We start from the raw sequence: 22,534 nt of genomic DNA on the forward strand, positions 1-22,534 counted from the left end.
CACAATCGCTTCGCGCTTGTGTTTGTCGCCCTGCAAGTTGTTCCGTAACTCGGCGACAATTTCGATTGTATTCGAGCCGCGCAATAACATGCGCGCGCGTCCCGCTTTTGACACCCGTTCCCGCCCGTTGATGATCACCCTGTTTCGCCTGCTTGCCCGCGTGCCGATGCCGCTGATGCATGGCCTCGGCAGCTTGCTGGGCTGGCTGGTCTGGTTCTGTGCGCCCGGCTACCGGCGCCGTTTCAAGGCCAACGCCGAGAGCGCGGGAGTCTCTCCCGCGCAATACCGGCCGGCGATCGCGGCGGCCGGCCACATGGTATCGGAACTGCCCTGGCTGTGGCTGCGGCCGCAGGGCGAGACCGTGCTGTCGCGCGTGGTGCGATGGGAAGGCGTCGAGGCCTTCGAGGCGGCCATGCGCGCGAAGAAGGGCGTGATCCTGGTGGCGCCGCACCTCGGCAGCTGGGAGATGTGCGGCCAGGCCATCGGCGAGCGCTTTCTTTCCACCTTCGGGCCGATCACGGCGCTGTTCCGTCCGGCGCGCAAGAAGTGGATGGCCGAACTGATCGCCGCCGGCTCGCGCGACCGCCCCGGGCTGCAGACGCTGCCGACCAACAACACGGGCGTGCGCGGCCTGATCCGCACGCTGCGCAGCGGCGGCTACACCGGCATCCTGCCCGACCAGGTGCCGCCGGCAGGGCAGGGCGTGTGGGCGCCGTTCCTGGGGCGGCCGGCCTACACCATGACCTTGCTGCCGCGCCTCGCGCAGCAGACCGGCGCGGCCTGCTTCCTGAGCGTGTGCGAGCGGCTGCCGCGCGGCGCGGGCTACGTGATCCGGTTCGAGCCGATCGTCGGCACGGCGCTCACCGATCCGAAGGCGTCCGTCGAAGAGGCCGCCACCGCCATGAACGATGCCATCGGCAGGCTGATCCGCAGCCTGCCGGGCCAGTATGTGTGGGACTATGCGCGCTACAAGGAACCGCGGGCCGAGCGTGTGGCGGCCGCGGCCGCGGGGGAGGCGCCATGAGCCTTGGTTCGCGACTCGGCATCGGTTTCATGCGCGCGATCGCGCCCTTGCCCCTGCCGCTCGTGCGCGGTGTCGGCGCTGTGCTCGGGCGCGTGCTGCACACGCTCGCCGTGCCGCGCCGGCGCGTGGTCGACCGCAATCTGGCGGTCTGCTTTCCGCACAAGTCCGAGGCCGAGCGCCGTGCCATCGCGCGCCAGACCTTCGTGTACGTGGCGCAGTCCTGGCTCGACCGCAGCTGGCTCTGGCATGCGCCCGAGCGCGTGGTGGCAAGCCGCCTCAAGGTGGTGGGCTCGGTGCCCGAGATCCGCGAGATCGCCGACGGCGAGGCGCCAATGATCCTGTTCGCGCCGCACTTCTACGGCCTCGATGCCGCGGCCACCGCGCTGACCATGCACACCGAGCGGCCCTCGGCCACCATCTACACGACCCAGCGCGATCCGATGGTCGACGAATGGATTCGCCAGGGTCGCACGCGCTTCGGCAACGTGGCCGCGCTCAACCGCGTCGACGGCATCAAGCCGGTGCTCGCGGGGCTGCGCAAGGGCGGCTTGCTCTACCTGTTGCCCGACATGGATTTCGGCCGCGACCAGACGATCTTCGTGCCGTTCTACGGCGTGCAGGCCGCCACCGTGCCGTCGCTGTCGCGCTTTGCGCGGCTGGGCAAGGCGAAGGTGGTGCCGATCGTCTCGAAGCTCACGCGCGAGGGCTACGAGGTCGAGGTGCTGCCGGCCTGGCAGAACTTTCCGACCGACGACGTGGCCGCCGACACGACGCTGATGAACCTGCGGCTGCAGGGCTACATCGATGCGATGCCCGCGCAGTACTACTGGGTACACCGGCGCTTCAAGACCCGGCCCGACGGAGAAGCGCCGATCTACTGAGGGCGCACGAACGCCTCGATCTCGCCGGCGACCAGCCCGGGTTGCTCGTGCACGATCCAGTGGGTGGCGCCGGGCACCTTCTTCACGACGAGGTTGGGCACGTAGTCGTCGAGGCCCTCGAGCAGTCCCGGCAGCAGCGCCACGTCGTCGAGTGCCCAGAGCACCAGTGTCGGCACGTTCACCGTGAGGCGCTCGCGCGGTGGCACCGGGATGCTGTCGGCGCTCTGGCCCGGCGGAGGCGGCTTCAGCGGCGTCACGCGGTAGAGGTTGCAGCCGCCCGTCAGGCCTGCGTTCCAGACCTCGCGGTACTGCTGCTTCACTTCGTCGGTCAGCCAGCCGTGGCCATCGGGGCCCGCTTTCATCATCGTGAAAAAAGGCCACATGCGCCGGTAGTCGTCTTCGGCGAGCAGCGTCTCGGCGTCGGGCCGCGCGAGGAAGTTCATGTAGGCGCTGGCTTGCTGCTGCGCCGGGTTGTCGCGCAGCTCGCGCGCGAAGGTGCCCGGGTGCGGCGAATTGACGATGACCAGCCGCTCGACCTGCCCAGGGAACGCGTTGGCATAGCCCCAGCCGAAGGCGCCGCCCCAGTCGTGGGCTACCAATGCGGCCAGCGTGCCGGCCGGGTTTTCGGTGGCGACGAGCTGCTGGATGTCCTGGATCAGCAGATGGGCCTTGTACTGGGCCACGTCGGCGGGAGCGCTCGATCGTTCGAAGCCGCGCAGGTTCGGCGCGACGCAGCGATAGCCGCCGTGCGCCGGGTCGGCGAAATGCGCGAGCAGTTCGTCCCAGATGAACGCGGCCTCGGGGAAGCCGTGCAGGAACATCATCAACGGCCGCCCCGGTGTGCCGGCCGCGCGGCAGCTCAGGGTGGTGCCGTTCGGCAGTTGGCGCTGGAAGGTCTCGATCATGGTGGCCTGGCCTCTCTTTGCTATGGTTTCGATAGCTGCACGCCGGGAGAGCCGGGCCGCGGCGGATTCGCTACGGGCCGTCGGTGGTCTCGGGCGGCGGCGTTGCCTGCGTCGTCTCTTCGGTCGGATGCGCCCAGCGCCACAGCAGCTCGGCGGCTTCGCCGACGCCCTGTTTCTTGAGCGCGGAGAACAGTTTGACCTCGCCGCCGCCGGCCTGCAGTCGCGTGATGGACAGCACCTTGGCGCCCTCGCTGCGCGTGAGCTTGTCGGCCTTGGTCAGCAGCACGAGGAACTTGAGCCCCTGCTGCACGCGCGGGCGGATCACGTCCAGCAGGATCTCGTCGAGCTCGGTGAGGCCCTGGCGCGGGTCGCACATCAGCACCACGCCGCGCAGGTTCTCGCGCGTGATCAGGTAGTTGCCCATGACCCGCTGCCAGCGCAGCTTGGCCTCCTTGGGCACCGCGGCATAGCCGTAGCCCGGCAGGTCGGCCAGCACGGCGTCGTCCGCCTTCTGCTTGCCGACGCCGAACAGGTTGATGTGCTGGGTGCGGCCCGGCGTCTTGGAGGCAAAAGCCAGCCGCGTCTGCTGCGTGAGCGTGTTGATGGCGGTCGACTTGCCTGCATTCGAGCGGCCGACGAAGGCGATCTCGGGCAGCTCGATCGGCGGCAGATGCTCGAGCTGCGGCGCGCTGGTCAGGAAGTGGGCGGTGTGCAGCCAGCCGAGCGCAATGCGCTCGCGCTCGGCGACGACAGGGTCCACGGCCGGGGTCGCGCGGGAAGGGGGGGCGGCGTGCTTGCGCGACGGGCTGGTCATCAATAGGCTTTCGGTACGAGCCGCCATTGTAGAATCGCGGGGTTTTGCGCCAATAAATCGAGCCCCCGATATGAAGTTGTTTGCCAATTTTCTGCTTGCAGCCCTCATGGGCGTTGCAGCCAGCGCGAGTTTTGCAGCTGAAGAGCCTGCAACTGCCCCTGCGGCGGCCGCCAAGCCAGCCAAGCCCGACCCGGCCAGGGGCGATACGCTGTTCAGTGCGACGCCGGCAAACAGCCAAAGCTGCGCTTCGTGCCACAACGCCGACGGCAACTCGGCCATCCCGGCGAACCCGAAGCTGGCGCAACAGCATCCCGAATACATCCTCAAGCAACTGCAGGAATTCAAGTCCGGCAAGCGCAAGAGCCCGATCATGCAGCCGCTGGCCGCGAAGCTGTCCGACCAGGACATGCGCGACATCGCCTGGTTCGTCGGCTCCAAGCAGATCAAGACCGGCTTCTCCAAGGAGAAGGACCTTGTGGCGCTCGGCGAGCGGATCTACCGCGGCGGCATTGCCGATCGCCAGATCCCGGCCTGCGCCGGCTGCCACAGCCCCAACGGCGCCGGCATGCCCGCGCAGTACCCGCGCCTGGGCGGCCAGCATGCCGACTACACCGCGGCGCAGCTGGTGGCGTTCCGCGACAAGGTTCGCCTCAACAGCATCCCGATGAGCGACGTCGCGGCCAAGCTGAACGACCGCGAGATCAAGGCCGTGGCCGATTACATCGCCGGCCTGCGTTGACGCACCGCTGCGCTCAGGGCGCATGCACCGCTTGAACTAACCGCCGATAAAAATCCCAAACAGAGGGCGGGCCGATCCAGCTGGATGGCCCGCCCTTTTGTTTTTCCCGCTTTCCTGCCCTTTTCTTCTTCTTTTCACGTTCGCTGCCCGATGTCTGTCTCCACCCACGGCCTTCGCGTCCATCGCGGCCCGCAAGTGCTTCGCGCTGCGGTGGAACTGCTGTCCTCGATGCGCTTCGCGATCGCGCTGCTCACGGTCATCTGCATCGCATCGATCATCGGCACCGTGCTCAAGCAGCACGAGCCCATCAACAACTACATCAACCAGTTCGGGCCCTTCTGGGCCGAGCTGTTCCGCGCGGCCAAGCTCGATTCGGTGTACAGCGCCTGGTGGTTCCTGCTGATCCTGTTGTTCCTGGTGGTCAGTACCTCGCTGTGCATTGCGCGCAACACGCCGCGCATCCTGGTGGACCTCAAGACCTTCAAGGAAGACATCCGCGCGCAGAGCCTCAAGGCTTTCGGCCAGCGTGCCGAGAGCCGGCTCGACGAGGCGCCCGCGGCCGCTGCCAACCGCATCGGCCAGCTGCTGGTGAGCGGTGGCTGGAAGGTCAAGTTGCAGCAGCGCGACGGTGCCGACGGGCAAACCGGCGCCGGCTGGATGGTGGCCGCGCGCGCGGGCGGCGCCCACAAGCTCGGCTACATCGCGGCCCACAGCGCGATCGTGCTGGTCTGCATCGGCGGCCTGCTCGACGGCGACCTCGTGGTGCGCGCCCAGACCTGGTTCAACGGCAAGAGCGTGTTCACCGGCGGCGGCATGATCGCCGACGTGCCGGCGCAACACCGGCTCTCGCCGCGCAACCCCACCTTCCGCGGCAACATCCTGGTGCCAGAGGGCGGGCAGGGCAGCGTGGCCATCCTGCAACAGTCCGACGGTGTGCTGCTGCAGGAGCTGCCGTTCTCGATCGAGCTCAAGAAATTCATCGTCGACTACTACTCGACCGGCATGCCCAAGCTGTTCGCGAGCGAGGTGGTGCTGCACGACCGTGAAACCGGCGCGCAGGTGCCGGCGCGCATCGAGGTCAACCATCCCGCGAGCTACAAGGGCGTGGAGATCTACCAGTCGAGCTTCGACGACGGGGGCTCGCGCGTGAAGCTCAAGGCCGTGCCGATGGCCGCCGCGGCCAAGCCTTTCGAGGTCGAGGGCGTGATCGGCGGCCCGAGCACCGAGATCACCAACGGCACCGAGAAGCTCACGCTCGAATACGCGGCGCTGCGCGTGATCAACGTCGAAAATTTCGCGGATGGCGGCGCCATGAGCAGCGGCGCCGACGTGCGCAAGGTCGACCTGCGCCACGACATCGAGTCGCGCTTCGGTGCGGCCAACAAGACCAACAAGCCGAAAGTGCTGCGCAACATCGGCCCGAGCATCGGCTACAAGCTGCGCGATGCCGCGGGCCAGGCGCGCGAGTACCAGAACTACATGGTGCCGGTCGACACGGGCGACGGCCAGCCGGTGTTCCTGCTCGGCATGCGCGAGAAGCCCGAGGAGCCTTTCCGTTACCTGCGCGTGCCGGCCGACGAAGAGGGCGCGATGGACGGCTTCGTGCGCATGCGCACCGCGCTGGCCGACGCCGACACCCGCGCCCGCGCGGTCGAGCGCTACATCGCCAAGGCGGCCGATCCGAAGCGGCCCGAAATGGCCGAGCAACTGCGCGTCTCGGCGGCGCGGGCGCTGGCCCTGTTTGCCGGCAGCGAACGCGCCAAGGCCGACGCGAGCACGCGTGGCGGCTGGCAGGCGATTGCCGAATTCATGGAGGCCAACGTGCCCGAGGCCGACCGCGAGCGCGCCGGCACAGTGCTGGTGCGCATCCTCAACGACGTGCTGTTCGAGGTGCTCAACCTGAGCCGCGAGGGCGCGGGGCTGGCGGCATTGCCGAGCGAACCGAAGTCGCAGGCCTTCCTGACGCAGGCGGTGCTGGCCATCAGCGACGCCCATTTCTATCCGGCACCGGTCGCGATGCTGATGACCGACTTCACCCAGGTGCAGGCAAGCGTCTTCCAGGTGGCGCGCGCGCCCGGCAAGAACGTGGTCTATCTGGGCTGTCTGTTGCTGATCATCGGGATTTTTGCCATGCTGTACGTGCGCGAGCGCCGTCTCTGGGTGTGGCTGACGCCCGGCGAGGGCGCCGGAGACACCGCTGCGACCGCCGCGACCATGGCGTTCTCGGTCAACCGCAAGACCATCGACAGTGATCGCGAGTTCGAGCATCTCAAGCACAAGTTGCTCGCCCTGAAAAAAGAAGAGCCGGCCTCACCATGAACACCACCACCCTCACGCTCCACGAAAGCTGGCTCTCGCGCCGCAGCCTGTTCGACTGGTTGTTCGCGGCGCTGGTCATCGCCGGCGGCCTGTTCGCATTGACGCAATACGCCAGCGCGATGGACAACTACGAGAAACCCATCCTCGTGGGCGCGATGATTTCCATCATCGCCATCTGCTGGTTCTGGCGGCCGCTGCGCGTGCTGGCGATCGTGGTCGCGGCGGCCTCGCTGCTGGCCATCGTGTCCTACCAGGGCGACCTCGCGCGCGCCGAGACGGTGTTCTGGCTCAAGTACTTCCTGTCGAGCCAGTCGGCCATCCTCTGGATGAGCGTGCTGTTCTTCATGAGCACGCTGTTTTACTGGCTGGGCCTGTTCGGCGGCAAGCAGGGCGATGCGTTCGAAGCCATCGCATCGCGGCTGGCCTGGGCCGCCGTCACGATGGCGCTCATCGGCACCATGGTGCGCTGGTACGAAAGCCACCAGATCGGGCCCGACATCGGCCACATCCCGGTGAGCAACCTGTACGAGGTGTTCGTGCTGTTCTGCTGGCTCACGACCGCGTTCTACCTGTACTACGAAGAGCGCTACCGCACACGGTCGCTCGGCGCCTTCGTCATGCTGGTCGTGAGTGCCGCCGTCGGCTTCCTGCTCTGGTACACGCTGGTGCGCGAAGCCCACGAGATCCAGCCGCTGGTGCCCGCGCTGCAGAGCTGGTGGATGAAAGTGCACGTGCCCGCCAACTTCATCGGCTACGGTACCTTCGCGCTCGCGGCCATGGTGGCCTTCGCCTACCTCGTCAAGGAGCAGGCGAACGAGACACGCTGGTACAAGCTCACGCCGATCTGGCTATTGGGCATGGCGCTGTGCTTCGTGCCCGTGGCCTTCCGCCAGCGCGCACAGGAAGCCGGCGGTAGCTACTGGGTGGTCTATGCGGCCATCTCCGCACTCATCGCCGCGGGCATCCTGTTCGGCCGCAAGCGCATTGCCGCGCGGCTGCCTGCCAACGAGGTGCTCGACGACGTGATGTACAAGTCGATCACGGTCGGCTTCGCCTTCTTCACCATTGCCACGGTGCTCGGTGCACTGTGGGCGGCCGATGCCTGGGGCGGCTACTGGAGCTGGGATCCGAAGGAAACCTGGGCCCTGATCGTCTGGCTCAACTACGCCGCCTGGTTGCACATGCGGCTCGTCAAGGGCCTGCGCGGCACCGTGGCCGCATGGTGGGCCCTGGCAGGGCTGGCCGTGACCACCTTCGCCTTCCTCGGCGTGAACATGTTCCTGAGCGGGTTGCACAGCTACGGCACCCTTTGACGGGCAGACGGCGGCTTTTTAGCGAAGAATGAAACCGCGCGCGCCAAAAGCGCGTAACCGGATCAGGGGAAGTCGCGAACTACCCCGAGCAAACGATTCACGCGAAAGGCCTCCACCATGACGTTCCATTCCCGCCCGCAGGGTCGCAGCAGCGGTTTCATCCACCCGGTTGCGAGCGAAATCACGCCGCGCGAAGTCTACGAGCGCCGGCGCGACCTGCTCAAGCTCATGGCCGGCGGTGCCGCAGGTGCTGCGCTCGCGAGTTTCGCGGGCCGCGAGGCCTTTGCCCAGGGCACGGGGCCGCACAAGCTCGCGCTGCTGCCCGGCGCCAAGTCGGCCGTGGCCGGCGCGCAGACGATGGAAAAGCTCACCGACTACAAGGACGCGGCGAGCTACAACAACTTCTACGAGTTCGGCACCGACAAGGGTGATCCGGTCAAGAATGCCAGCACCCTCAAGACGCGCCCCTGGACCGTGGAGGTCGAGGGCCTGGTCAAGAAGCCCGGCAAGTACGGCATCGAAGACCTGCTCAAGCTCAGCGCACAGGAAGAACGCATCTACCGCCTGCGCTGCGTCGAGGGCTGGTCGATGGTCATTCCCTGGGTGGGCTACTCGCTGGCCGAACTCATCAAGCGCGTCGAGCCGCAGGGCAATGCGAAGTTCGTCGAGTTCGTGACGCTCGCCGACCCGAAGACCATGCCCTTCGTCGGCTCGCGCGTGCTCGACTGGCCCTACGTCGAGGGCTTGCGCATGGACGAGGCCATGCATCCGCTCACGCTGCTGGCCTTCGGCATGTACGGCGAGGTGCTGCCGAACCAGAACGGCGCGCCTGTGCGCCTCGTGGTGCCCTGGAAGTACGGCTTCAAGTCGGCCAAGTCGATCGTGAAGATCCGCTTCGTCGAAAAGGAACCGAGCACGGCGTGGAACAAGGCCGCGGCCAACGAATACGGCTTCTATTCCAACGTCAATCCGAACGTCGACCATCCGCGCTGGAGCCAGGCCACCGAGCGCCGGATCGGCGAGGGCGGCGGGCTGGGCGGGTTGTTTGCCAAGCGCCACAAGACACTCATGTTCAACGGCTACGAGGCCCAGGTCGGGCAGCTTTACGCCGGCATGGACCTGAAGAAGAACTTCTGAATGAGCCTGTGCCGGCCTCCGGGCCCGGCGCGCATCGCCCCATGAACAAGCTGCTCATGCACCCGGCGGCCAAGCCGCTCGTCTTCCTTCTGTGCCTGCTGCCATTCGCCTGGCTGGTCTATGGCGTGGTGGCCGACCAGCTGGGGGCCAATCCCCAGGAGTTCCTGATCCGCGCCACGGGCGACTGGACGCTGCGTTTTCTCTGCATCGTGCTTGCGGTGACGCCGCTGCGGGTGATGGCCAAGCTCAATGCGCTGGCGCGCTTTCGCCGCATGCTCGGGCTGTACGCGTACTTCTACGTCGTGCTGCACCTGCTGTGCTACAGCCTGTTCGATAAGGGCTTCGACTGGGGCGAGATCGCAAGCGACATCATCAAGCGGCCGTTCATCCTCGTGGGGTTCTCGGCCTTCGTGCTGTTGACGCCGCTGGCCGCGACCTCGTTCAACCGCGCCATCAAGGCCATGGGCGCGAAGCGCTGGCAGATGCTGCACAAGCTGGTCTACTTGATCGCCGGCCTCGGCCTGCTGCACTTCTTCTGGATGCGGGCCGGCAAGAACGATTTCGCCGAGGTGTTCGTCTACGCGGGCATCATCGCGGTGCTGCTGGGCTGGCGAGTGTGGCACGCGTTGGGCAAGCGCAAGCCGAAGCCCACCGCGGCGAGCGGTGGCGAGAAGCCGCTGCGCGGCAGCAGCCCCGGCTGACCCGTGCCGGCCGCTCAGCCGTCGATCTGCTGCTCGGTGCGCAGCTGGTCTTCCACCGTTTCGCGGCGGCGTATGAGCCGCGCCTCCTGGCCGCTCACCAGCACTTCGGCCGCCCGGCCGCGGGTGTTGTAGTTGCTGGCCATGCTCATGCAGTAGGCGCCTGCGGACAACACGGCCAGCCGGTCGCCGGCCACCACGTTGAGTGCCCGGTCGCGGCCGATCCAGTCGCCGCTCTCACACACCGGGCCGACCACGTCGTAGGTCGTGCCGTCGCCGGCGCGCGGGCGCAGCGGCACGATCCTCTGGAACGCCTGGTACATCGCGGGCCGCGGCAGGTCGTTCATGGCGGCATCGACGATGCAAAAGTTCTTTTCCTGCCCCGGTTTGATGTAGAGCACCTCGGTCACGCAGACGCCTGCATTGCCGACGAGCGAGCGGCCCGGCTCGATGACCAGCTTGCGCTGGCCGAAGCCGCGCGCATCGAGCTTGGCGAGCAGCTGCTGCCAGAGTGCATCGGCCTTGGGAGGGGCTTCGCCGTTGTAGTCGATGCCCAGGCCGCCGCCGAAGTCGAGGTGATGGACCGGCACGCCGGCTGCCTCGATGGCTTCGACCAGGTCGAGCACCCGGTCGCAGGCGTCCAGATACGGCGACGCCTCGGTGATCTGCGAGCCGATGTGGCAGTCGATGCCGACCACCTCGATGCCGGGCAGCCCTGCGGCATGCCGGTAGGCCTCGACCGCGCGGTCGTGTGCGATGCCGAACTTGTTGCCCTTGAGCCCGGTCGAGATGTACGGGTGCGTTTTCGGATCGACGTTGGGATTGATGCGGATGCTGATCGGTGCGCGCTTGCTCTCGGCCAGCGCCACCTCGTTGAGCACGTCGAGCTCTGCCTCGCTCTCGACGTTGAAGCAGGCGATGCCGGCCGTGAGGGCCTGGCGCATTTCGGCGCGGGTCTTGCCGACCCCCGAAAAGATGATCTTCGCGGGATCGGCGCCCACCGCCAGCACGCGCGCCAGTTCACCGCCCGAGACGATATCGAAGCCGCAGCCCGCCTCGGCGAAGACGCGCAGCACGCCGAGCGACGCGTTCGCCTTCATCGCATAGCAGATCAGCGCATCGCGCCCTTCGAAGCCGCGCTGGTAGGCGGCCAGCGCGTCGAGCATCCATTGCTTCGAATAGACGAAGAGCGGGGTTCCGTGTTCGCGGGCCAGCGCGTCGAGGCTCAGGCCTTCGACATGGAGCGCGCCGCCCTGGTCGGCGATGTGCGGATGGCCGGGGAGCGGGGTGCTTGCCGTCATCGCGTCGCTCCATTGCCGACTGGCGCACTGCTTCGCGCAGCGGGTGCAGGCGCCGTCTCGGCGCCGGGCGCGCCGCCGGGGATCAGCAGTTGCGGCAAGGTGGCGCGCTGTGCGGCCGCCGGATCGGTCGGCAGGAACAGCGGTCCACGCTGCCCGCAAGCCGACAGGACCGCGGCGGCAGCCGCGAGGCCGGCGACCATGAGCGCAGCACGGGTGGAGGCGCTCACTAGAATTTGACGAACATTCAACATGACGAAATTGTAATGACCGACTCCGAATACCTGGACCGCGCCGAAGCCGCGCTCGCCGCCATCGAGCAATGCTGCGATCGCATCAACGATGCCACCGACGCCGACGTCGACAACCAGCGGGTCGGCGGCATGATCACGATCTCGTTCAGGAACGGCAGCCAGCTGATCGTCAATCTGCAAAAGCCGCTGCAGGAGATCTGGCTCGCCGCGCGTTCGGGCGGCTATCACTACCGCCACGACGGTAGCGCCTGGGTCGACACCAAGACGGGCGAGGAGTTCTTCGCGAACCTGACGCGCGAAGCAAGCCTGCAGGCCGGGCAGCCACTGGAATTCAAAGCGGCCTGACCTCCACACCCACCCGCGAATCCGGACACCCCCGCCCCAGCCCAGTGCACCCGTGGAACTGGCTCCGCCAGGCCACCGGGTGCGCGCCCCAGTGGGGGGAGGCGGCTACACGAAGTGAGCCGCTTCGGGGGGCGTCCTACTTCAGTTCCTGAAGAGGTCGAGGATGCGGTTGCGCTCTTCGGGCGGGGGGGGCGGGGCCACGGGCACGCCGGTCAAGGCCTCTACGGGCGCGATGGCGGGGGTCTCGACGCCGAGGCTCGACACGCCGCGGCCCGGTGCATAGTCGTCGTAGTACCACTCGCCGCCCACGCTCACGACGCCGCTTGGCGGGGACGCCGAGAGTTCGGTGACCGGCACGCCCTTGAGCGCGGTCTGCATGAAGTTGACCCAGATCGGCAGGCTCAGGCCGCCGCCGGTCTCGCGGTCGCCCAGGTTGCGTGGTGTGTCGTAGCCGATCCAAGAGATGGCGGTCATGGTCGGCTGGAAACCCGCGAACCAGGCATCGAGCGAGTCGTTGGTGGTGCCGGTCTTGCCGTAGAGGTCGGGTCGCTTCAACAGGGCTTGCGCCTTGGCGGCAGTGCCCGAGCGTGTCACCGACTGCATCAGCGTGTTCATGATGAACGCATTGCGCTGGGGAATCGCGCGGATCGTCTCGTTGAGCAGCGGCGGCTGCTTCTCGACCAGCACCCGGTCCTTGTGGTCGGTGATGCGGGTCACGAGGTAGGGATTGACGCGGTAGCCGCCGTTGGCGAACACCGAATAGGCGGTGGCCATCTGCATCGGCGTGACCGAGCCGGCACCGAGCGCCATCGGCAGGTAGGCCGGATGCTTCTCCTTGTCGAAGCCGAAGTTGGTGACCCAATCCTGCGCGTAGCGCGTGCCGATCGACTGCAGGATGCGGATCGACACCAGGTTCTTCGACTTCATGAGCGCGGTGCGCATCGACATCGGACCGTCGTAGCCGCCGCCGTAGTTCCTGGGTTCCCAGGGTTGGCCGCCCGTGGTGCCGGCATCGAAGAAGAGAGGCCCGTCGTTGATGACCGTGGACGGCGTGAAGCCCTTCTCGAGGGCCGCCGAATAGATGAACGGCTTGAAGCTCGATCCCGGCTGGCGCCAGGCCTGCGTGACGTGGTTGAACTTGTTCTTGCCGAAATCGAAGCCGCCCACCAGGGCCTTGATGGCGCCGTCGCGCGGGTCCATGGCGATGAAGGCGCCTTCCACTTCGGGCAACTGGGTGATCTCCCAGGTGTCCTTCGGCGTCCTGACCACGCGGATCACCGCGCCGCGACGGATCTTGATGTTTGGCGGAGCCTTGCTGGAAAGCCCTGACTGTGCGGGCTTCAGGCCTTCGCCTGTGATCTGCACCAGGTCGCCGTTGCCGCGCACGGCGGAGATCTCCTTCGGCCCGGCCTGGAGCACAACGGCCCCCCTCACGTCGCCGTTGTCGGGGTGTTCCGCGAGCGCGTCGTCCACGGCCTCGTCGAGTTCCTTCGGGTCGTTGGGCAAGTCGACGAACTTCTCGGGCCCGCGGTAGATCTGGCGCCGCTCGTAGTCCATGATGCCCTTGCGCAGCGCCTTGTAGGCTGCGGCCTGGTCGGCGGCCACGAGCGAGGTATAGACCTTGAGGCCGCGCGTGTAGGTACTGTCGCCGTACTGCGCGTACATCAGCTGGCGCACCGTCTCGGCCACGAATTCGGCGTGCAGCCGGTCCGGGTTGGACGCGTCGCGCAGGTGGAGTTCTTCCTTCTTGGCCTCGGCCGCCTGCTCGGCCGTGATGAAACCGGCGTCCTGCATCCGGTCGATCACGTAGAACTGCCGCCCGCGGGCGCGCTGCGGATTGTTGACCGGGTTGTTTGCGCCCGGCGCCTTCGGCAGCCCCGCCAGCATGGCGGCCTCTGCAATGGTCAGCGCGTGCAGCGGTTTGCCGAAGTAGGCCTCCGATGCGGCGGCGAAACCATAGGCGCGGTTGCCAAGATAGATCTGGTTCAGGTAGATCTCGAAGATCTGATCCTTGCTCAGCAGGTGCTCGAGCTTGAAGGTGAGCAGCACTTCGTAGATCTTGCGGGTCAGCGTTTTTTCGGAGCTCAGGTACACGTTGCGTGCCACCTGCATCGAGATGGTCGATGCGCCCTGGCTCTTCACCCGGCTCAGGTTGGCAATGGCGGCACGCACCATGCCCTTGTAGTCCACGCCGCCGTGATCGTAGAAGCGGGTGTCTTCCGCGGCCAGCACTGCGTCCTTCACGAGCTTGGGAATGGCTGCGATCGGGGTTAGATTGCGGCGCTCTTCGCCGAATTCGCCAATCTGGATGCCTTCGGCAGAGAAGACCCGCAGCGGCAGCTTCGGCCGGTAGTCGGACAGTTCCGAGATGTCGGGCAGATTCGGGTAGGCGACCGCGAGGGCGACGGCAATAACGCACAGGATCGCCAGGGCGCCGGCTGCAGCAATGCCGAATCCCCAGGCAAGAAAGCGCAGCAGCCATTTCAGCCAGGCGGGGCGTGCGGGAGAGGGGGTCTTGGCTGCCCCTTTGGGGCGTGGAGTTTCTTGCATGGGGGCCCGGAGAGTCACCGCGCATTATAAAAAGCCGACTACCCGAAAGGGGTTCAACTGTGAGGGAGAGGTTTCCCGCTAAGCCAAAAGTTACCGAATGTCGCTGCCGCGTCAGGTTTTGACAACGAACCGGAGTTTTGCCCGCGCCGCCCGCTTGGATGGCGCTACGCCTGCTGATAGCATGCAACCGAACGCAAATCTTTCCATTAGTTACAAATGCAGGGCTAGAGGGACCTAACTTGGCTTCTTTCGGATCATTGTTTCGCCGGCAAGGCGCTCCCATGCTCGGCCTGGACGTCAGTTCGTCCAGCGTCAAGCTGGTCGAGCTCGGCCGCGAAGCCAGCGGCAAGCTGGTTCTCGAGCGCTGCGCGATCGAACCCCTGGAGCGGGGCTGGATCACCGATGGCAACGTCGAGAAGTTCGACGAAGTGGCCGAAGCCGTGCGCCGCGTCGTGCGCAAGAGCGGCACCCGCACCCGCAATGTCGCCCTGGCGCTGCCGCCCTCGGCGGTCATCACCAAGAAGATCATTCTCCCGGGCGGCATGAGCGAGCAGGAACTCGAGATCCAGGTCGAGTCCGAAGCCAACCAGTACATCCCCTTTTCGCTCGACGAGGTCAGCCTCGATTTCTGCGTCACCGGCCAGAGCACCGCGTCCGCCGGCGACGTCGAAGTGCTGATCGCCGCCTCGCGCAAGGAGAAGGTCCAGGATCGCGAAGGCCTGGCCGAAGCGGCCGGGCTGAAAGCCGTGATCCTCGACGTCGAGTCCTTCGCTTCCCGCCTTGCAGCCGCCCGCCTGATCGAGCAGTTGCCGAGCAATGGGGTCGATGCGGTCGTGGCGCTCTTCGAAGTGGGCGCCTTCACCACCAGCATGCAGGTGCTGCGCAACCAGGAGGTGCTGTACGACCGCGACCAAGCCTTCGGGGGCGCGCAGCTGACCCAGCTCATCGTTCGCCAGTACGGTTTCTCCGCCGAGGAGGCCGAGGCCAAGAAGCGCAGCGGCGATCTGCCCGACGACTACGGCTCGGGCGTGCTCAAGCCCTTCGTCGAGAGCATCGGCCAGGAAATCGCCCGCGCGCTGCAGTTCTTCTTCACGAGCACGCCGCACAACCGGGTCGACTACGTGCTGCTCGCGGGCGGTTCGGCCTCGTTGCCGGGCCTGGCCAGCGCGGTGACGCGCCAGACCTCGTTCGCCTGCTCGCTCGTGAACCCGTTCGACGGCATGGACATCGGACCCAACGTCCGCGAGAAGAAGGTCCGGCGCGAGGCGCCCTCGTACCTGACCTCTTGCGGCCTGGCCATGCGGAGGTTCGTGCAGTGATCCTCATCAACCTGCTTCCGCACCGCGAGGCCGCACGCAAGCGGCGGCGCGAGGCGTTCTATGGCGCGCTCGGCGCCGCGGCGGTGCTGGGCGTCGTGATCGCCGGCCTCGGCTACCTCTGGTTCGAGGCGCAGATCTCGGCCCAGCAGGACAAGAACAGCTTCCTCAAGGCGGAGATCACCAAGCTAGAGGTCGAGATCAAGGAAATCTCCACGCTGCAGGAAGAAATCGCCGCGCTGCGCGCACGCCAGCAGGCGGTCGAAGACCTCCAGGGCGACCGCAACCTGCCGGTCCACCTGCTCAACGAACTGGTCCGGCAACTGCCCGATGGCGTCTATCTCACGAGCATGAAGCAGGACAACCAGACCGTTACCCTGCAGGGCATGGCACAGTCGAACGAGCGCGTCTCGGAACTGCTGCGCAATCTCGGCAACAACAGCCCCTGGCTCGTCAAGCCCGAACTGATCGAGATCACCTCCGCCACCGTGAGCCTGAGCCAGCGCGACCAGCGCCGTGTGGCGAACTTCACGATGCGCATCGGCCTCAAGCGGCCGACCGACGCGCAGAAGGCGGCCGAGAAGGCGCTGACCGCACCGGGGTCGGCACCGGCGCCGGGCAAGGGGTAGACGAACAATGGCAAGCAATCGCCCCTCCCAGAAACTCGACGTCGGCGCGGCACTGCGCAACTTCGGCGACCAGTTTCGCAACCTGAATCCGAACGACCCCTCGATGTGGCCGCCCGTGCCGCGCTACGCCCTGTGCGTGGCGGTCACGCTGCTGGTGCTCGTCGCGCTGTGGTTCGTGTGGCTCACCAATGCCAACGACGAACTCGAGAGCGAGCGCGCCCGCGAAGTCGCGCTGCGGGCCGACTACAAGAAGAAGGTCGGGCTGGCCGCCAACCTCGACCTGCTCAAGAAGCAGCGCGAGCAGGTGCAGCAATACGTGACGCTGCTCGAGAAGCAGCTGCCCAGCAAGGCCGAAATGGACGCCTTGCTGTCCGACATCAATCAGGCCGGCCTGGGCCGCAGCCTCCAGTTCGAGCTGTTCCGCCCGGGCCAGGTCTCGGTGAAGGACTACTACGCGGAGCTGCCGATCGCGGTGCGCGTGACCGGTCGCTACCACGACATCGGCGCCTTCGCCGCCGATATCGCGAGCCTCTCGCGCATCGTCACGCTGAACAACCTGACGGTCACGCCGCAAAAAGAGAAGGACGGCACCCTGACGATGGACGCCACGGCACGCACCTACCGCTACCTCGACGACGAAGAGCGGGCAGCCCAGAAACGCGCCGCTGCGCCGAAGGCGAAGAAGAAATGAGGACGTTTGCGAAATTCCTCTGGCTGCTGATGGCCGCGCTGGGCCTGAGCGCCTGCGCCGACGCCGAGCGTGAAGAGCTGCGGCGCTGGATGGCCGAGCAGCGCGCCCAGGTCAAGCCCAACGTGCCGCCGATCACCGAGCCCAAGAAGTTCACGCCGCAGGCCTATACCGAAGGCGCGGCCTTCGAGCCGTTCAACCTGCTGAAGCTGACCCAGGCATTGCGCCGCGAGTCGAACCAGCCGAGCACCTCGGAACTGATCGCGCCGGAGCTGGCGCGCCGCAAGGAGGCGCTCGAAGCCTTCCCGCTCGATGCGATGGCCATGGTGGGCAGCATGAACCGCAACGGCCAGCCCGTGGCGCTGATCCGCGTCGACAAGCTGCTCTACAAGGTGCGGGTCGGCGAATACCTGGGCCTCAACTACGGGCGCATCACCCGTATCAACGAAACCGAAGTGAGCCTGCGGGAGATCGTGCAGGATGCCGCCGGTGAATGGATCGAACGCGCGGCGACACTGCAGCTGCAAGAGAGTGCGAAATGAATCACAAGAAACTAACGTTGGTACAGCGGCTGCGAGTGGCGGGCCTGGGCCTGCTGGCATTTGGCGCGTTCGCGATCGCGCATGCGCAAAACGCTATTGAAGCGGTCACCAGTTCGACGCAGTCCGGTTCGGAGGTGATCCGCATCGATCTCGCCCAGCCGCTCACGGCCGTGCCGACCGGCTTCGCGGTCCAGACGCCGGCGCGCATCGCGCTCGACTTTCCCGGCGTGACAAACGCCATCGGGCGCTCCGCCATCGAGGTGAACCAGGGCAACCTGCGCTCGGTGAACGTGGTCCAGGCGGGCGACCGCAGCCGCGTGGTGCTCAACCTCAAGCAGGCGACTGCCTACAAGGCCGAGATCCAGGGCAAGTCGCTGCTCGTGATCCTCGAGCCCGTGGCGGGCACGGCGCTCGCGTCGTCGACGCCCTCGGTCTTTGCCGAAAACCGCAACCGTGACACCCTGCCGCTGCGCGACGTCGACTTCCGCATGGGCCCCGACAATTCGGGCCGCGTGATCGTCGACCTGGCCAATAACCAGGTCGGCGTCGATGTGCGGCAGCAGGGCAAGAACCTCGTGGTGGAGTTCACCAAGTCGACGCTGCCCGAGGGCCTGCGCCGCCGCCTCGACGTGGCCGACTTCAACACGCCGGTCCAGCTGATCACCTCGCAGCAGTCGGGCGACCGCGTCCGCATGACCATCGAAGCGCGTGGCGACTGGGAGCACAGCGCCTACCAGAGCGAGAACCAGTTCGTGGTCGAGCTTCGCGCGCGCAAGGTCGACCCGACCAAGCTGACGCAGGGCGTGGGCTACAACGGCGAGAAGCTCTCGCTGAACTTCCAGAACATCGAGATCCGTTCGCTGCTGCAGGTGATCGCCGACTTCACGAACTTCAACATCGTGACCTCCGACTCGGTCACCGGCGCCCTGACGCTGCGCCTGAAGGACGTGCCCTGGGATCAGGCGCTCGACATCATCATGCAGGCCAAGAACTTGGGCATGCGCAAGAACGGCACCGTGCTGTGGATCGCGCCCAAGGACGAGATCAATGCCAAGGAAAAGCTCGAGTTCGAGGCCAAGGCCGCGATCGAGAACCTCGAGCCGCTGCGGACCCAGTCGTTCCAGCTCAACTACACCAAGGCGATCGCGATCGCCCAGGGCCTGACCGGCACCGGCGCCTCGGCCGGCGGCGGTGGCGGCTCCGGCTCCACCACCCGCATCCTGAGCCCGCGCGGCAGCGTGATCGCCGAAGCGCGCACCAACCAGCTGTTCGTGTCCGACATTCCGTCGCGGCTCGCGCAGGTCAGCGAACTGATCCAGAAGCTCGACATACCGGTGCGCCAGGTGCTGATCGAAGCCCGGATCGTCGAGGCTTCCGACACCTTCGGCAAATCGCTCGGCGTGCGGCTGGGCGGCGGCATCTCCCGCGAACGCGTCGCGTCGTCCAACGGCAATCCGGCCTTCGGCACCGTCGGCGTGATGCCCGCCACCACCGGCGGCGGCGTCGGCGGCGCAGCAGCCACCTGGACCAACTCCAACTTCATCAACCTGCCCGCAGGCGATGCCGGCGGCACCGGCAATACGCCCGGTGCCTTCGCGATCTCGCTGTTCAACTCGAGCTTGTCGCGCATGTTGAACCTCGAGATCTCGGCGCTCGAAGCCGACGGCAGGGGCAAGCTGGTCTCCAGCCCCCGCGTGATCACCGCCGACCAGACCAAGGCACTGATCGAGCAGGGCGAGGAAATCCCCTACCAGCAGGCAACCTCGAGCGGCGCCACCTCCATCTCATTCCGCAAGGCCGTGCTGAAGCTCGAGGTCACGCCGCAGATCACCCCCGAAGGCAACATCATCCTGACGCTCGACGTCAGCAAGGACGCTCGCGGCGTGAACACCTCGGCAGGTCCGGCTATCAACACCAAGCACGTGCAGACCGAAGTGCTGGTCGAGAACGGCGGCACGGTCGTCATCGGTGGTATCTTCGAACTCACCGAAACCAATGACGAATCGCGCGTGCCGGTGCTGGGTGAAGTGCCCTACCTCGGGGCACTGTTCCGCAAGCGCGAGCGCGTTGCCAACAAGACCGAAATGCTCGTCTTTATCACTCCGAAGATGATTACCGACCGCAACGCCGCGCGCTGACGCGCGAGGTGTAGCAGCCACCGCGTGGCGATCGCATTCGTCGGCTTGCCCGGCGCCGGCAAATCTGCAGTGGGCCGGCGCCTCGGTGCCCGCCTGGACCTTCCGTTCGTCGACACCGACCATGTGATCGAGCAGCGCATCGGCTGCTCCATCCGCGACTACTTCGAGCGCGAGGGCGAGACGGCGTTTCGCGATCTTGAGCAAGCCGTCATCGAGGACTTGGGCGCGCAGCCACACGGCATCCTTGCCACCGGCGGCGGCGCGGTGCTCAGGGAAGCCAACCGCAGGCAGCTGCACGAGCGCTTCCATGTGATCTACCTGCGCTCCTCGCCCGAAGACCTGTTCCGGCGCCTGCGCCACGATGTCAAGCGGCCCCTGCTGCAGGTGGCCGATCCGCTCGGCCGGCTGCGCGAGCTGCACGACGTGCGCGACCCGCTCTACCGCGAGACCGCCCACGACGTGGTCGACACCGGCCGGCCCTCGATCACGATGCTGGTGAACGTCATCGTGATGCAGCTCGAACTGGCCGGCATCGTCTCGCCGGGCGCCTACCCCGAAGCGTCGGAGCCCTGAGCCGAACCCGCGCAACGGGCAGGGACGTGGCAGCGCCTAAACTCGCTGCCATGTCCCTTCCCGCATCTTCCGCCACGACAGAACGCGTCGACATCCAGCTCGGCGACCGCAGCTATCCGATTCTGATCGGCGCCGGCCTGCTCGACGTGCCGCAGAGCTTTGACGTGGTGCCCTCGGCTGCCAGCGCGTTGATCGTCAGCAACACCACCGTGGCGCCGCTCTATGCCCAGCGGCTGCGTGCAGTGCTGGCCGGCCGCTTCCGCAGCGTGCACCTGCTCGAGCTGCCCGACGGCGAGAGCCACAAGAACCTGCAGACCCTGAATTTGATCTTCGACCAACTACTCGGCCGCGGCAGCGACCGCAAGACGGTGCTGTTTGCCCTCGGCGGTGGTGTCGTTGGCGACATGACGGGTTTCGCCGCTGCGAGCTACATGCGCGGCGTGCCCTTCGTCCAGGTGCCCACCACGCTGCTGGCGCAGGTGGATTCGTCGGTCGGCGGCAAGACGGCCATCAACCATGCGCTCGGCAAGAACATGATCGGCGCGTTCTACCAGCCGCAGCTCGTGGTGTGCGACCTGGAAACGCTGCAGACGCTGCCACCGCGCGAACTGAGCGCCGGCCTGGCCGAGGTCATCAAGTACGGCCCGATCCACGACATGGCGTTCCTCGACTGGATCGAGGCGAACATCGATGCGTTGGTGGCGCGCGATCCGGCTGCGCTGGCGCATGCCGTGAGGCGCAGCTGCGAGATCAAGGCGCTGGTCGTCGGCCAGGACGAACGCGAGACCGGGCTGCGCGCCATTCTCAACTTCGGCCATACCTTCGGCCATGCCATCGAATCGGGGCTCGGCTACGGCGAATGGCTCCATGGCGAAGCGGTCGGCTGCGGCATGGTCATGGCGGCGCATCTGTCGCAGCGCCTCGGCGGCGTGGATGCGGCCTTTGTCGAGCGGCTCACGCGGCTGGTCGAGCGCGCCGGCCTGCCGACCGTCGGACCGGCGCTGGGCGCCGACCGGTACCTCGAACTGATGCGGGTCGACAAGAAGTCCGAGGCGGGCGAGATCCGCTTCGTAGTCATCGACAGGCCGGGCTCGGCCGCAGTCCGCAGCGCGCCCGATGCGCTGGTGCGCGAAGTGCTCGCGCAGTGCTGCGCAAGCGAATGAGCGCCGCGCCGGGCCGCCCCAAGCAAGCTCGCTCCCGCTTGGCGGGAAGGCGCGCAGCGCCAAGGGTGCACCAATGACCCTCGCGGCCTTTGCGTGCCATCCGTCGCGCTCGCGCGGGCGCCGGCATGCCGAGCCGCCGGCGCCGACGCGCGACGCATTCCAGCGCGACCGCGATCGCATCGTGCATTCGACCGCATTTCGGCGCCTGGTCTACAAGACCCAGGTCTTCCTGAACCACGAGGGCGACCTGTTCCGCACCCGGCTGACGCATTCGCTGGAGGTGGCGCAGCTGGGCCGCTCGATCGCGCGTGCGCTGCGCATCAACGAGGACCTGGTCGAAGCCATCGCGCTGGCGCACGACCTCGGCCACACGCCGTTCGGCCATGCGGGCCAGGATGCGCTCGACGCCTGCATGGAAGGCCACGGCGGCTTCGAGCACAACCTGCAGAGCCTGCGCGTGGTCGATGCGCTGGAGCATCGCTATCCGCAGTACGACGGGCTGAACCTGAGCTTCGAGACGCGCGAAGGCATCCTCAAGCACTGCTCGCGAACGAATGCGGAGCGGCTCGAAGCGGCCGAGCCCGGCGGCGTGGCCCGGCGCTTTCTCGACCGCACGCAGCCGGCGCTCGAGGCGCAGCTGTGCAACCTGGCCGACGCGATCGCCTACAACGCGCACGACATCGACGACGGCGTGCGCTCCGGCCTCATCAGCGTCGAGCAGCTCGGCGAGGTGCCGCTGTTCGAGCGATACCGCTGCGAGGCGGTGGCTGAGCACCCGGGGCTGCAGGGGCGGCGCATGCTCTACGAAACCATCCGGCGCATGCTGAGCGCCCAGGTCTACGACGTGATCGACGCCACCCGGGCGGCGATCGAGGCGGTGCAGCCGGCTGACGCGGACGCAGTGCGCCAATCGCCACCGCTGGTGCGTTTCAGTCCGGCCATGCAGGCGCAATCCGACGAACTCAAGCGCTTTCTGTTCCGCAATCTGTACCGGCATCCGCAGGTCACCCAGACCACCGACCAGGCGCAGCAGGTGGTGCGCGAGCTGTTCGACGCGTATCTCGAACGCGACGCCGAGATGCCGGCTTCCTTTGCGGGCCGCCGCGACCGCCACCGTGCGGTGGCTGACTACATCGCCGGCATGACCGATCGCTTCGCGATGCGCGAGCATGAGCGCCTGACCGGGCGTCGGGCGATCGAATGAGCGC

Annotated in this window: 21 protein-coding genes; 16 read left to right on the top strand and 5 right to left on the bottom strand. The window is 66.9% G+C overall.

Going from position 1 to position 22,534, the window contains the following annotated elements:
* Positions 1-130 precede the first annotated feature (130 nt).
* Together AC3A6G_RS06035 and AC3A6G_RS06040 are read left to right on the top strand one after the other, a co-directional pair.
* Positions 131-1,024, top strand: coding sequence for a lysophospholipid acyltransferase family protein (locus AC3A6G_RS06035; RefSeq protein WP_487873326.1), 894 nt, complete (start codon positions 131-133; stop codon positions 1,022-1,024).
* Complete coding sequence (locus tag AC3A6G_RS06040) at positions 1,021-1,905, top strand: LpxL/LpxP family acyltransferase (RefSeq protein ID WP_487873327.1); 885 nt, start codon at positions 1,021-1,023, stop codon at positions 1,903-1,905. Before AC3A6G_RS06035 ends, AC3A6G_RS06040 begins: the two co-directional genes overlap by 4 nt.
* Here AC3A6G_RS06040 and AC3A6G_RS06045 read toward each other — a convergent pair.
* Complete coding sequence (locus AC3A6G_RS06045; RefSeq protein WP_487864293.1) at positions 1,899-2,810, bottom strand: alpha/beta fold hydrolase; 912 nt, start codon at positions 2,808-2,810, stop codon at positions 1,899-1,901. The two genes, AC3A6G_RS06040 and AC3A6G_RS06045, sit on opposite strands and share 7 nt — an antisense overlap.
* A gap of 70 nt (positions 2,811-2,880) precedes the next feature.
* Positions 2,881-3,624 (bottom strand): ribosome biogenesis GTP-binding protein YihA/YsxC, encoded by a 744-nt coding sequence (gene yihA / locus AC3A6G_RS06050; RefSeq protein ID WP_487873328.1) that lies wholly within the window; start codon positions 3,622-3,624, stop codon positions 2,881-2,883.
* A 70-nt stretch (positions 3,625-3,694) separates the two neighbouring features.
* On the opposite strand from yihA, the gene AC3A6G_RS06055 reads away from it, so the two are divergent.
* The 5 genes from AC3A6G_RS06055 (at position 3,695) to AC3A6G_RS06075 (ending at position 9,833) form a co-directional block, all read left to right on the top strand.
* Positions 3,695-4,363, top strand: a complete 669-nt coding sequence (locus tag AC3A6G_RS06055; protein WP_487873329.1) for a c-type cytochrome — start codon at positions 3,695-3,697, stop codon at positions 4,361-4,363.
* A 150-nt stretch (positions 4,364-4,513) separates the two neighbouring features.
* Positions 4,514-6,682 carry a cytochrome c biogenesis protein ResB gene (locus AC3A6G_RS06060; RefSeq protein WP_487873330.1) on the top strand — a complete coding sequence of 723 codons (2,169 nt, stop codon included), beginning with the start codon at positions 4,514-4,516 and terminating at the stop codon, positions 6,680-6,682.
* Positions 6,679-7,995: a c-type cytochrome biogenesis protein CcsB gene (gene ccsB / locus AC3A6G_RS06065; protein WP_487862194.1), complete on the top strand. Its 1,317-nt coding sequence runs from the start codon at positions 6,679-6,681 to the stop codon at positions 7,993-7,995. The genes AC3A6G_RS06060 and ccsB overlap by 4 nt, the downstream gene beginning before the upstream one ends.
* Before the next feature lie 117 nt (positions 7,996-8,112).
* Complete coding sequence (gene msrP / locus AC3A6G_RS06070) at positions 8,113-9,132, top strand: protein-methionine-sulfoxide reductase catalytic subunit MsrP (protein WP_487873331.1); 1,020 nt, start codon at positions 8,113-8,115, stop codon at positions 9,130-9,132.
* 41 nt (positions 9,133-9,173) lie between these two features.
* The gene (locus AC3A6G_RS06075; RefSeq protein ID WP_487873332.1) at positions 9,174-9,833 is read left to right on the top strand and encodes a protein-methionine-sulfoxide reductase heme-binding subunit MsrQ; all 660 of its coding nucleotides are present in this window, start codon (positions 9,174-9,176) and stop codon (positions 9,831-9,833) included.
* Between the two features lie 14 nt (positions 9,834-9,847).
* On the opposite strand, the gene lysA is transcribed toward AC3A6G_RS06075, so the two are convergent.
* Entirely contained in the window at positions 9,848-11,131 is a 1,284-nt protein-coding gene (gene lysA / locus AC3A6G_RS06080; protein ID WP_487873333.1) for a diaminopimelate decarboxylase, read from the bottom strand.
* The gene (gene lptM, locus AC3A6G_RS06085) at positions 11,128-11,382 is read right to left on the bottom strand and encodes an LPS translocon maturation chaperone LptM (protein WP_487862190.1); all 255 of its coding nucleotides are present in this window, start codon (positions 11,380-11,382) and stop codon (positions 11,128-11,130) included. The genes lysA and lptM overlap by 4 nt, the downstream gene beginning before the upstream one ends.
* A 12-nt stretch (positions 11,383-11,394) precedes the next feature.
* Here lptM and cyaY point away from each other — a divergent pair, with 12 nt between their 5' ends.
* Positions 11,395-11,727, top strand: coding sequence for an iron donor protein CyaY (cyaY, locus tag AC3A6G_RS06090; protein ID WP_487873334.1), 333 nt, complete (start codon positions 11,395-11,397; stop codon positions 11,725-11,727).
* Between the two features lie 141 nt (positions 11,728-11,868).
* Here cyaY and AC3A6G_RS06095 read toward each other — a convergent pair whose 3' ends face one another.
* Complete coding sequence (locus tag AC3A6G_RS06095; protein ID WP_487873335.1) at positions 11,869-14,277, bottom strand: penicillin-binding protein 1A; 2,409 nt, start codon at positions 14,275-14,277, stop codon at positions 11,869-11,871.
* Between the two features lie 239 nt (positions 14,278-14,516).
* On the opposite strand from AC3A6G_RS06095, the gene AC3A6G_RS06100 reads away from it, so the two are divergent.
* From AC3A6G_RS06100 to AC3A6G_RS06135, 8 genes are all read left to right on the top strand, one after another.
* On the top strand, positions 14,517-15,596 hold the full coding sequence (locus AC3A6G_RS06100; RefSeq protein WP_487862187.1) for a pilus assembly protein PilM: 1,080 nt from the start codon (positions 14,517-14,519) through the stop codon (positions 15,594-15,596).
* On the top strand, positions 15,593-16,222 hold the full coding sequence (locus AC3A6G_RS06105) for a PilN domain-containing protein (protein WP_487862186.1): 630 nt from the start codon (positions 15,593-15,595) through the stop codon (positions 16,220-16,222). The genes AC3A6G_RS06100 and AC3A6G_RS06105 overlap by 4 nt, the downstream gene beginning before the upstream one ends.
* A gap of 7 nt (positions 16,223-16,229) precedes the next feature.
* Complete coding sequence (locus AC3A6G_RS06110) at positions 16,230-16,913, top strand: type IV pilus inner membrane component PilO (RefSeq protein ID WP_487862185.1); 684 nt, start codon at positions 16,230-16,232, stop codon at positions 16,911-16,913.
* The gene (locus AC3A6G_RS06115; protein WP_487862184.1) at positions 16,910-17,452 is read left to right on the top strand and encodes a pilus assembly protein PilP; all 543 of its coding nucleotides are present in this window, start codon (positions 16,910-16,912) and stop codon (positions 17,450-17,452) included. Before AC3A6G_RS06110 ends, AC3A6G_RS06115 begins: the two co-directional genes overlap by 4 nt.
* On the top strand, positions 17,449-19,590 hold the full coding sequence (locus AC3A6G_RS06120; protein WP_487862183.1) for a type IV pilus secretin PilQ: 2,142 nt from the start codon (positions 17,449-17,451) through the stop codon (positions 19,588-19,590). Before AC3A6G_RS06115 ends, AC3A6G_RS06120 begins: the two co-directional genes overlap by 4 nt.
* Before the next feature lie 24 nt (positions 19,591-19,614).
* Positions 19,615-20,163, top strand: a complete 549-nt coding sequence (locus AC3A6G_RS06125) for a shikimate kinase (protein WP_487864289.1) — start codon at positions 19,615-19,617, stop codon at positions 20,161-20,163.
* 50 nt (positions 20,164-20,213) lie between these two features.
* The gene (aroB, locus tag AC3A6G_RS06130; RefSeq protein ID WP_487873336.1) at positions 20,214-21,326 is read left to right on the top strand and encodes a 3-dehydroquinate synthase; all 1,113 of its coding nucleotides are present in this window, start codon (positions 20,214-20,216) and stop codon (positions 21,324-21,326) included.
* Between the two features lie 73 nt (positions 21,327-21,399).
* On the top strand, positions 21,400-22,530 hold the full coding sequence (locus AC3A6G_RS06135; protein WP_487862180.1) for a deoxyguanosinetriphosphate triphosphohydrolase: 1,131 nt from the start codon (positions 21,400-21,402) through the stop codon (positions 22,528-22,530).
* Positions 22,531-22,534 lie beyond the last annotated feature (4 nt).

This window comes from Variovorax sp. Soil_C_26 (genome assembly GCF_057657075.1).

Coding starts and splice junctions, on each gene's coding strand:
- AC3A6G_RS06035 (WP_487873326.1), top strand. CDS start 131: ATGATCACCCTGTTTCGCCTGCTTGCCCGCGTGCCGATGCCGCTGATG.
- AC3A6G_RS06040 (WP_487873327.1), top strand. CDS start 1,021: ATGAGCCTTGGTTCGCGACTCGGCATCGGTTTCATGCGCGCGATCGCG.
- AC3A6G_RS06045 (WP_487864293.1), bottom strand. CDS start 2,810: ATGATCGAGACCTTCCAGCGCCAACTGCCGAACGGCACCACCCTGAGC.
- yihA (WP_487873328.1), bottom strand. CDS start 3,624: ATGACCAGCCCGTCGCGCAAGCACGCCGCCCCCCCTTCCCGCGCGACC.
- AC3A6G_RS06055 (WP_487873329.1), top strand. CDS start 3,695: ATGAAGTTGTTTGCCAATTTTCTGCTTGCAGCCCTCATGGGCGTTGCA.
- AC3A6G_RS06060 (WP_487873330.1), top strand. CDS start 4,514: ATGTCTGTCTCCACCCACGGCCTTCGCGTCCATCGCGGCCCGCAAGTG.
- ccsB (WP_487862194.1), top strand. CDS start 6,679: ATGAACACCACCACCCTCACGCTCCACGAAAGCTGGCTCTCGCGCCGC.
- msrP (WP_487873331.1), top strand. CDS start 8,113: ATGACGTTCCATTCCCGCCCGCAGGGTCGCAGCAGCGGTTTCATCCAC.
- AC3A6G_RS06075 (WP_487873332.1), top strand. CDS start 9,174: ATGAACAAGCTGCTCATGCACCCGGCGGCCAAGCCGCTCGTCTTCCTT.
- lysA (WP_487873333.1), bottom strand. CDS start 11,131: ATGACGGCAAGCACCCCGCTCCCCGGCCATCCGCACATCGCCGACCAG.
- lptM (WP_487862190.1), bottom strand. CDS start 11,382: ATGTTGAATGTTCGTCAAATTCTAGTGAGCGCCTCCACCCGTGCTGCG.
- cyaY (WP_487873334.1), top strand. CDS start 11,395: ATGACCGACTCCGAATACCTGGACCGCGCCGAAGCCGCGCTCGCCGCC.
- AC3A6G_RS06095 (WP_487873335.1), bottom strand. CDS start 14,277: ATGCAAGAAACTCCACGCCCCAAAGGGGCAGCCAAGACCCCCTCTCCC.
- AC3A6G_RS06110 (WP_487862185.1), top strand. CDS start 16,230: ATGGCAAGCAATCGCCCCTCCCAGAAACTCGACGTCGGCGCGGCACTG.
- AC3A6G_RS06115 (WP_487862184.1), top strand. CDS start 16,910: ATGAGGACGTTTGCGAAATTCCTCTGGCTGCTGATGGCCGCGCTGGGC.
- AC3A6G_RS06120 (WP_487862183.1), top strand. CDS start 17,449: ATGAATCACAAGAAACTAACGTTGGTACAGCGGCTGCGAGTGGCGGGC.
- aroB (WP_487873336.1), top strand. CDS start 20,214: ATGTCCCTTCCCGCATCTTCCGCCACGACAGAACGCGTCGACATCCAG.
- AC3A6G_RS06135 (WP_487862180.1), top strand. CDS start 21,400: ATGACCCTCGCGGCCTTTGCGTGCCATCCGTCGCGCTCGCGCGGGCGC.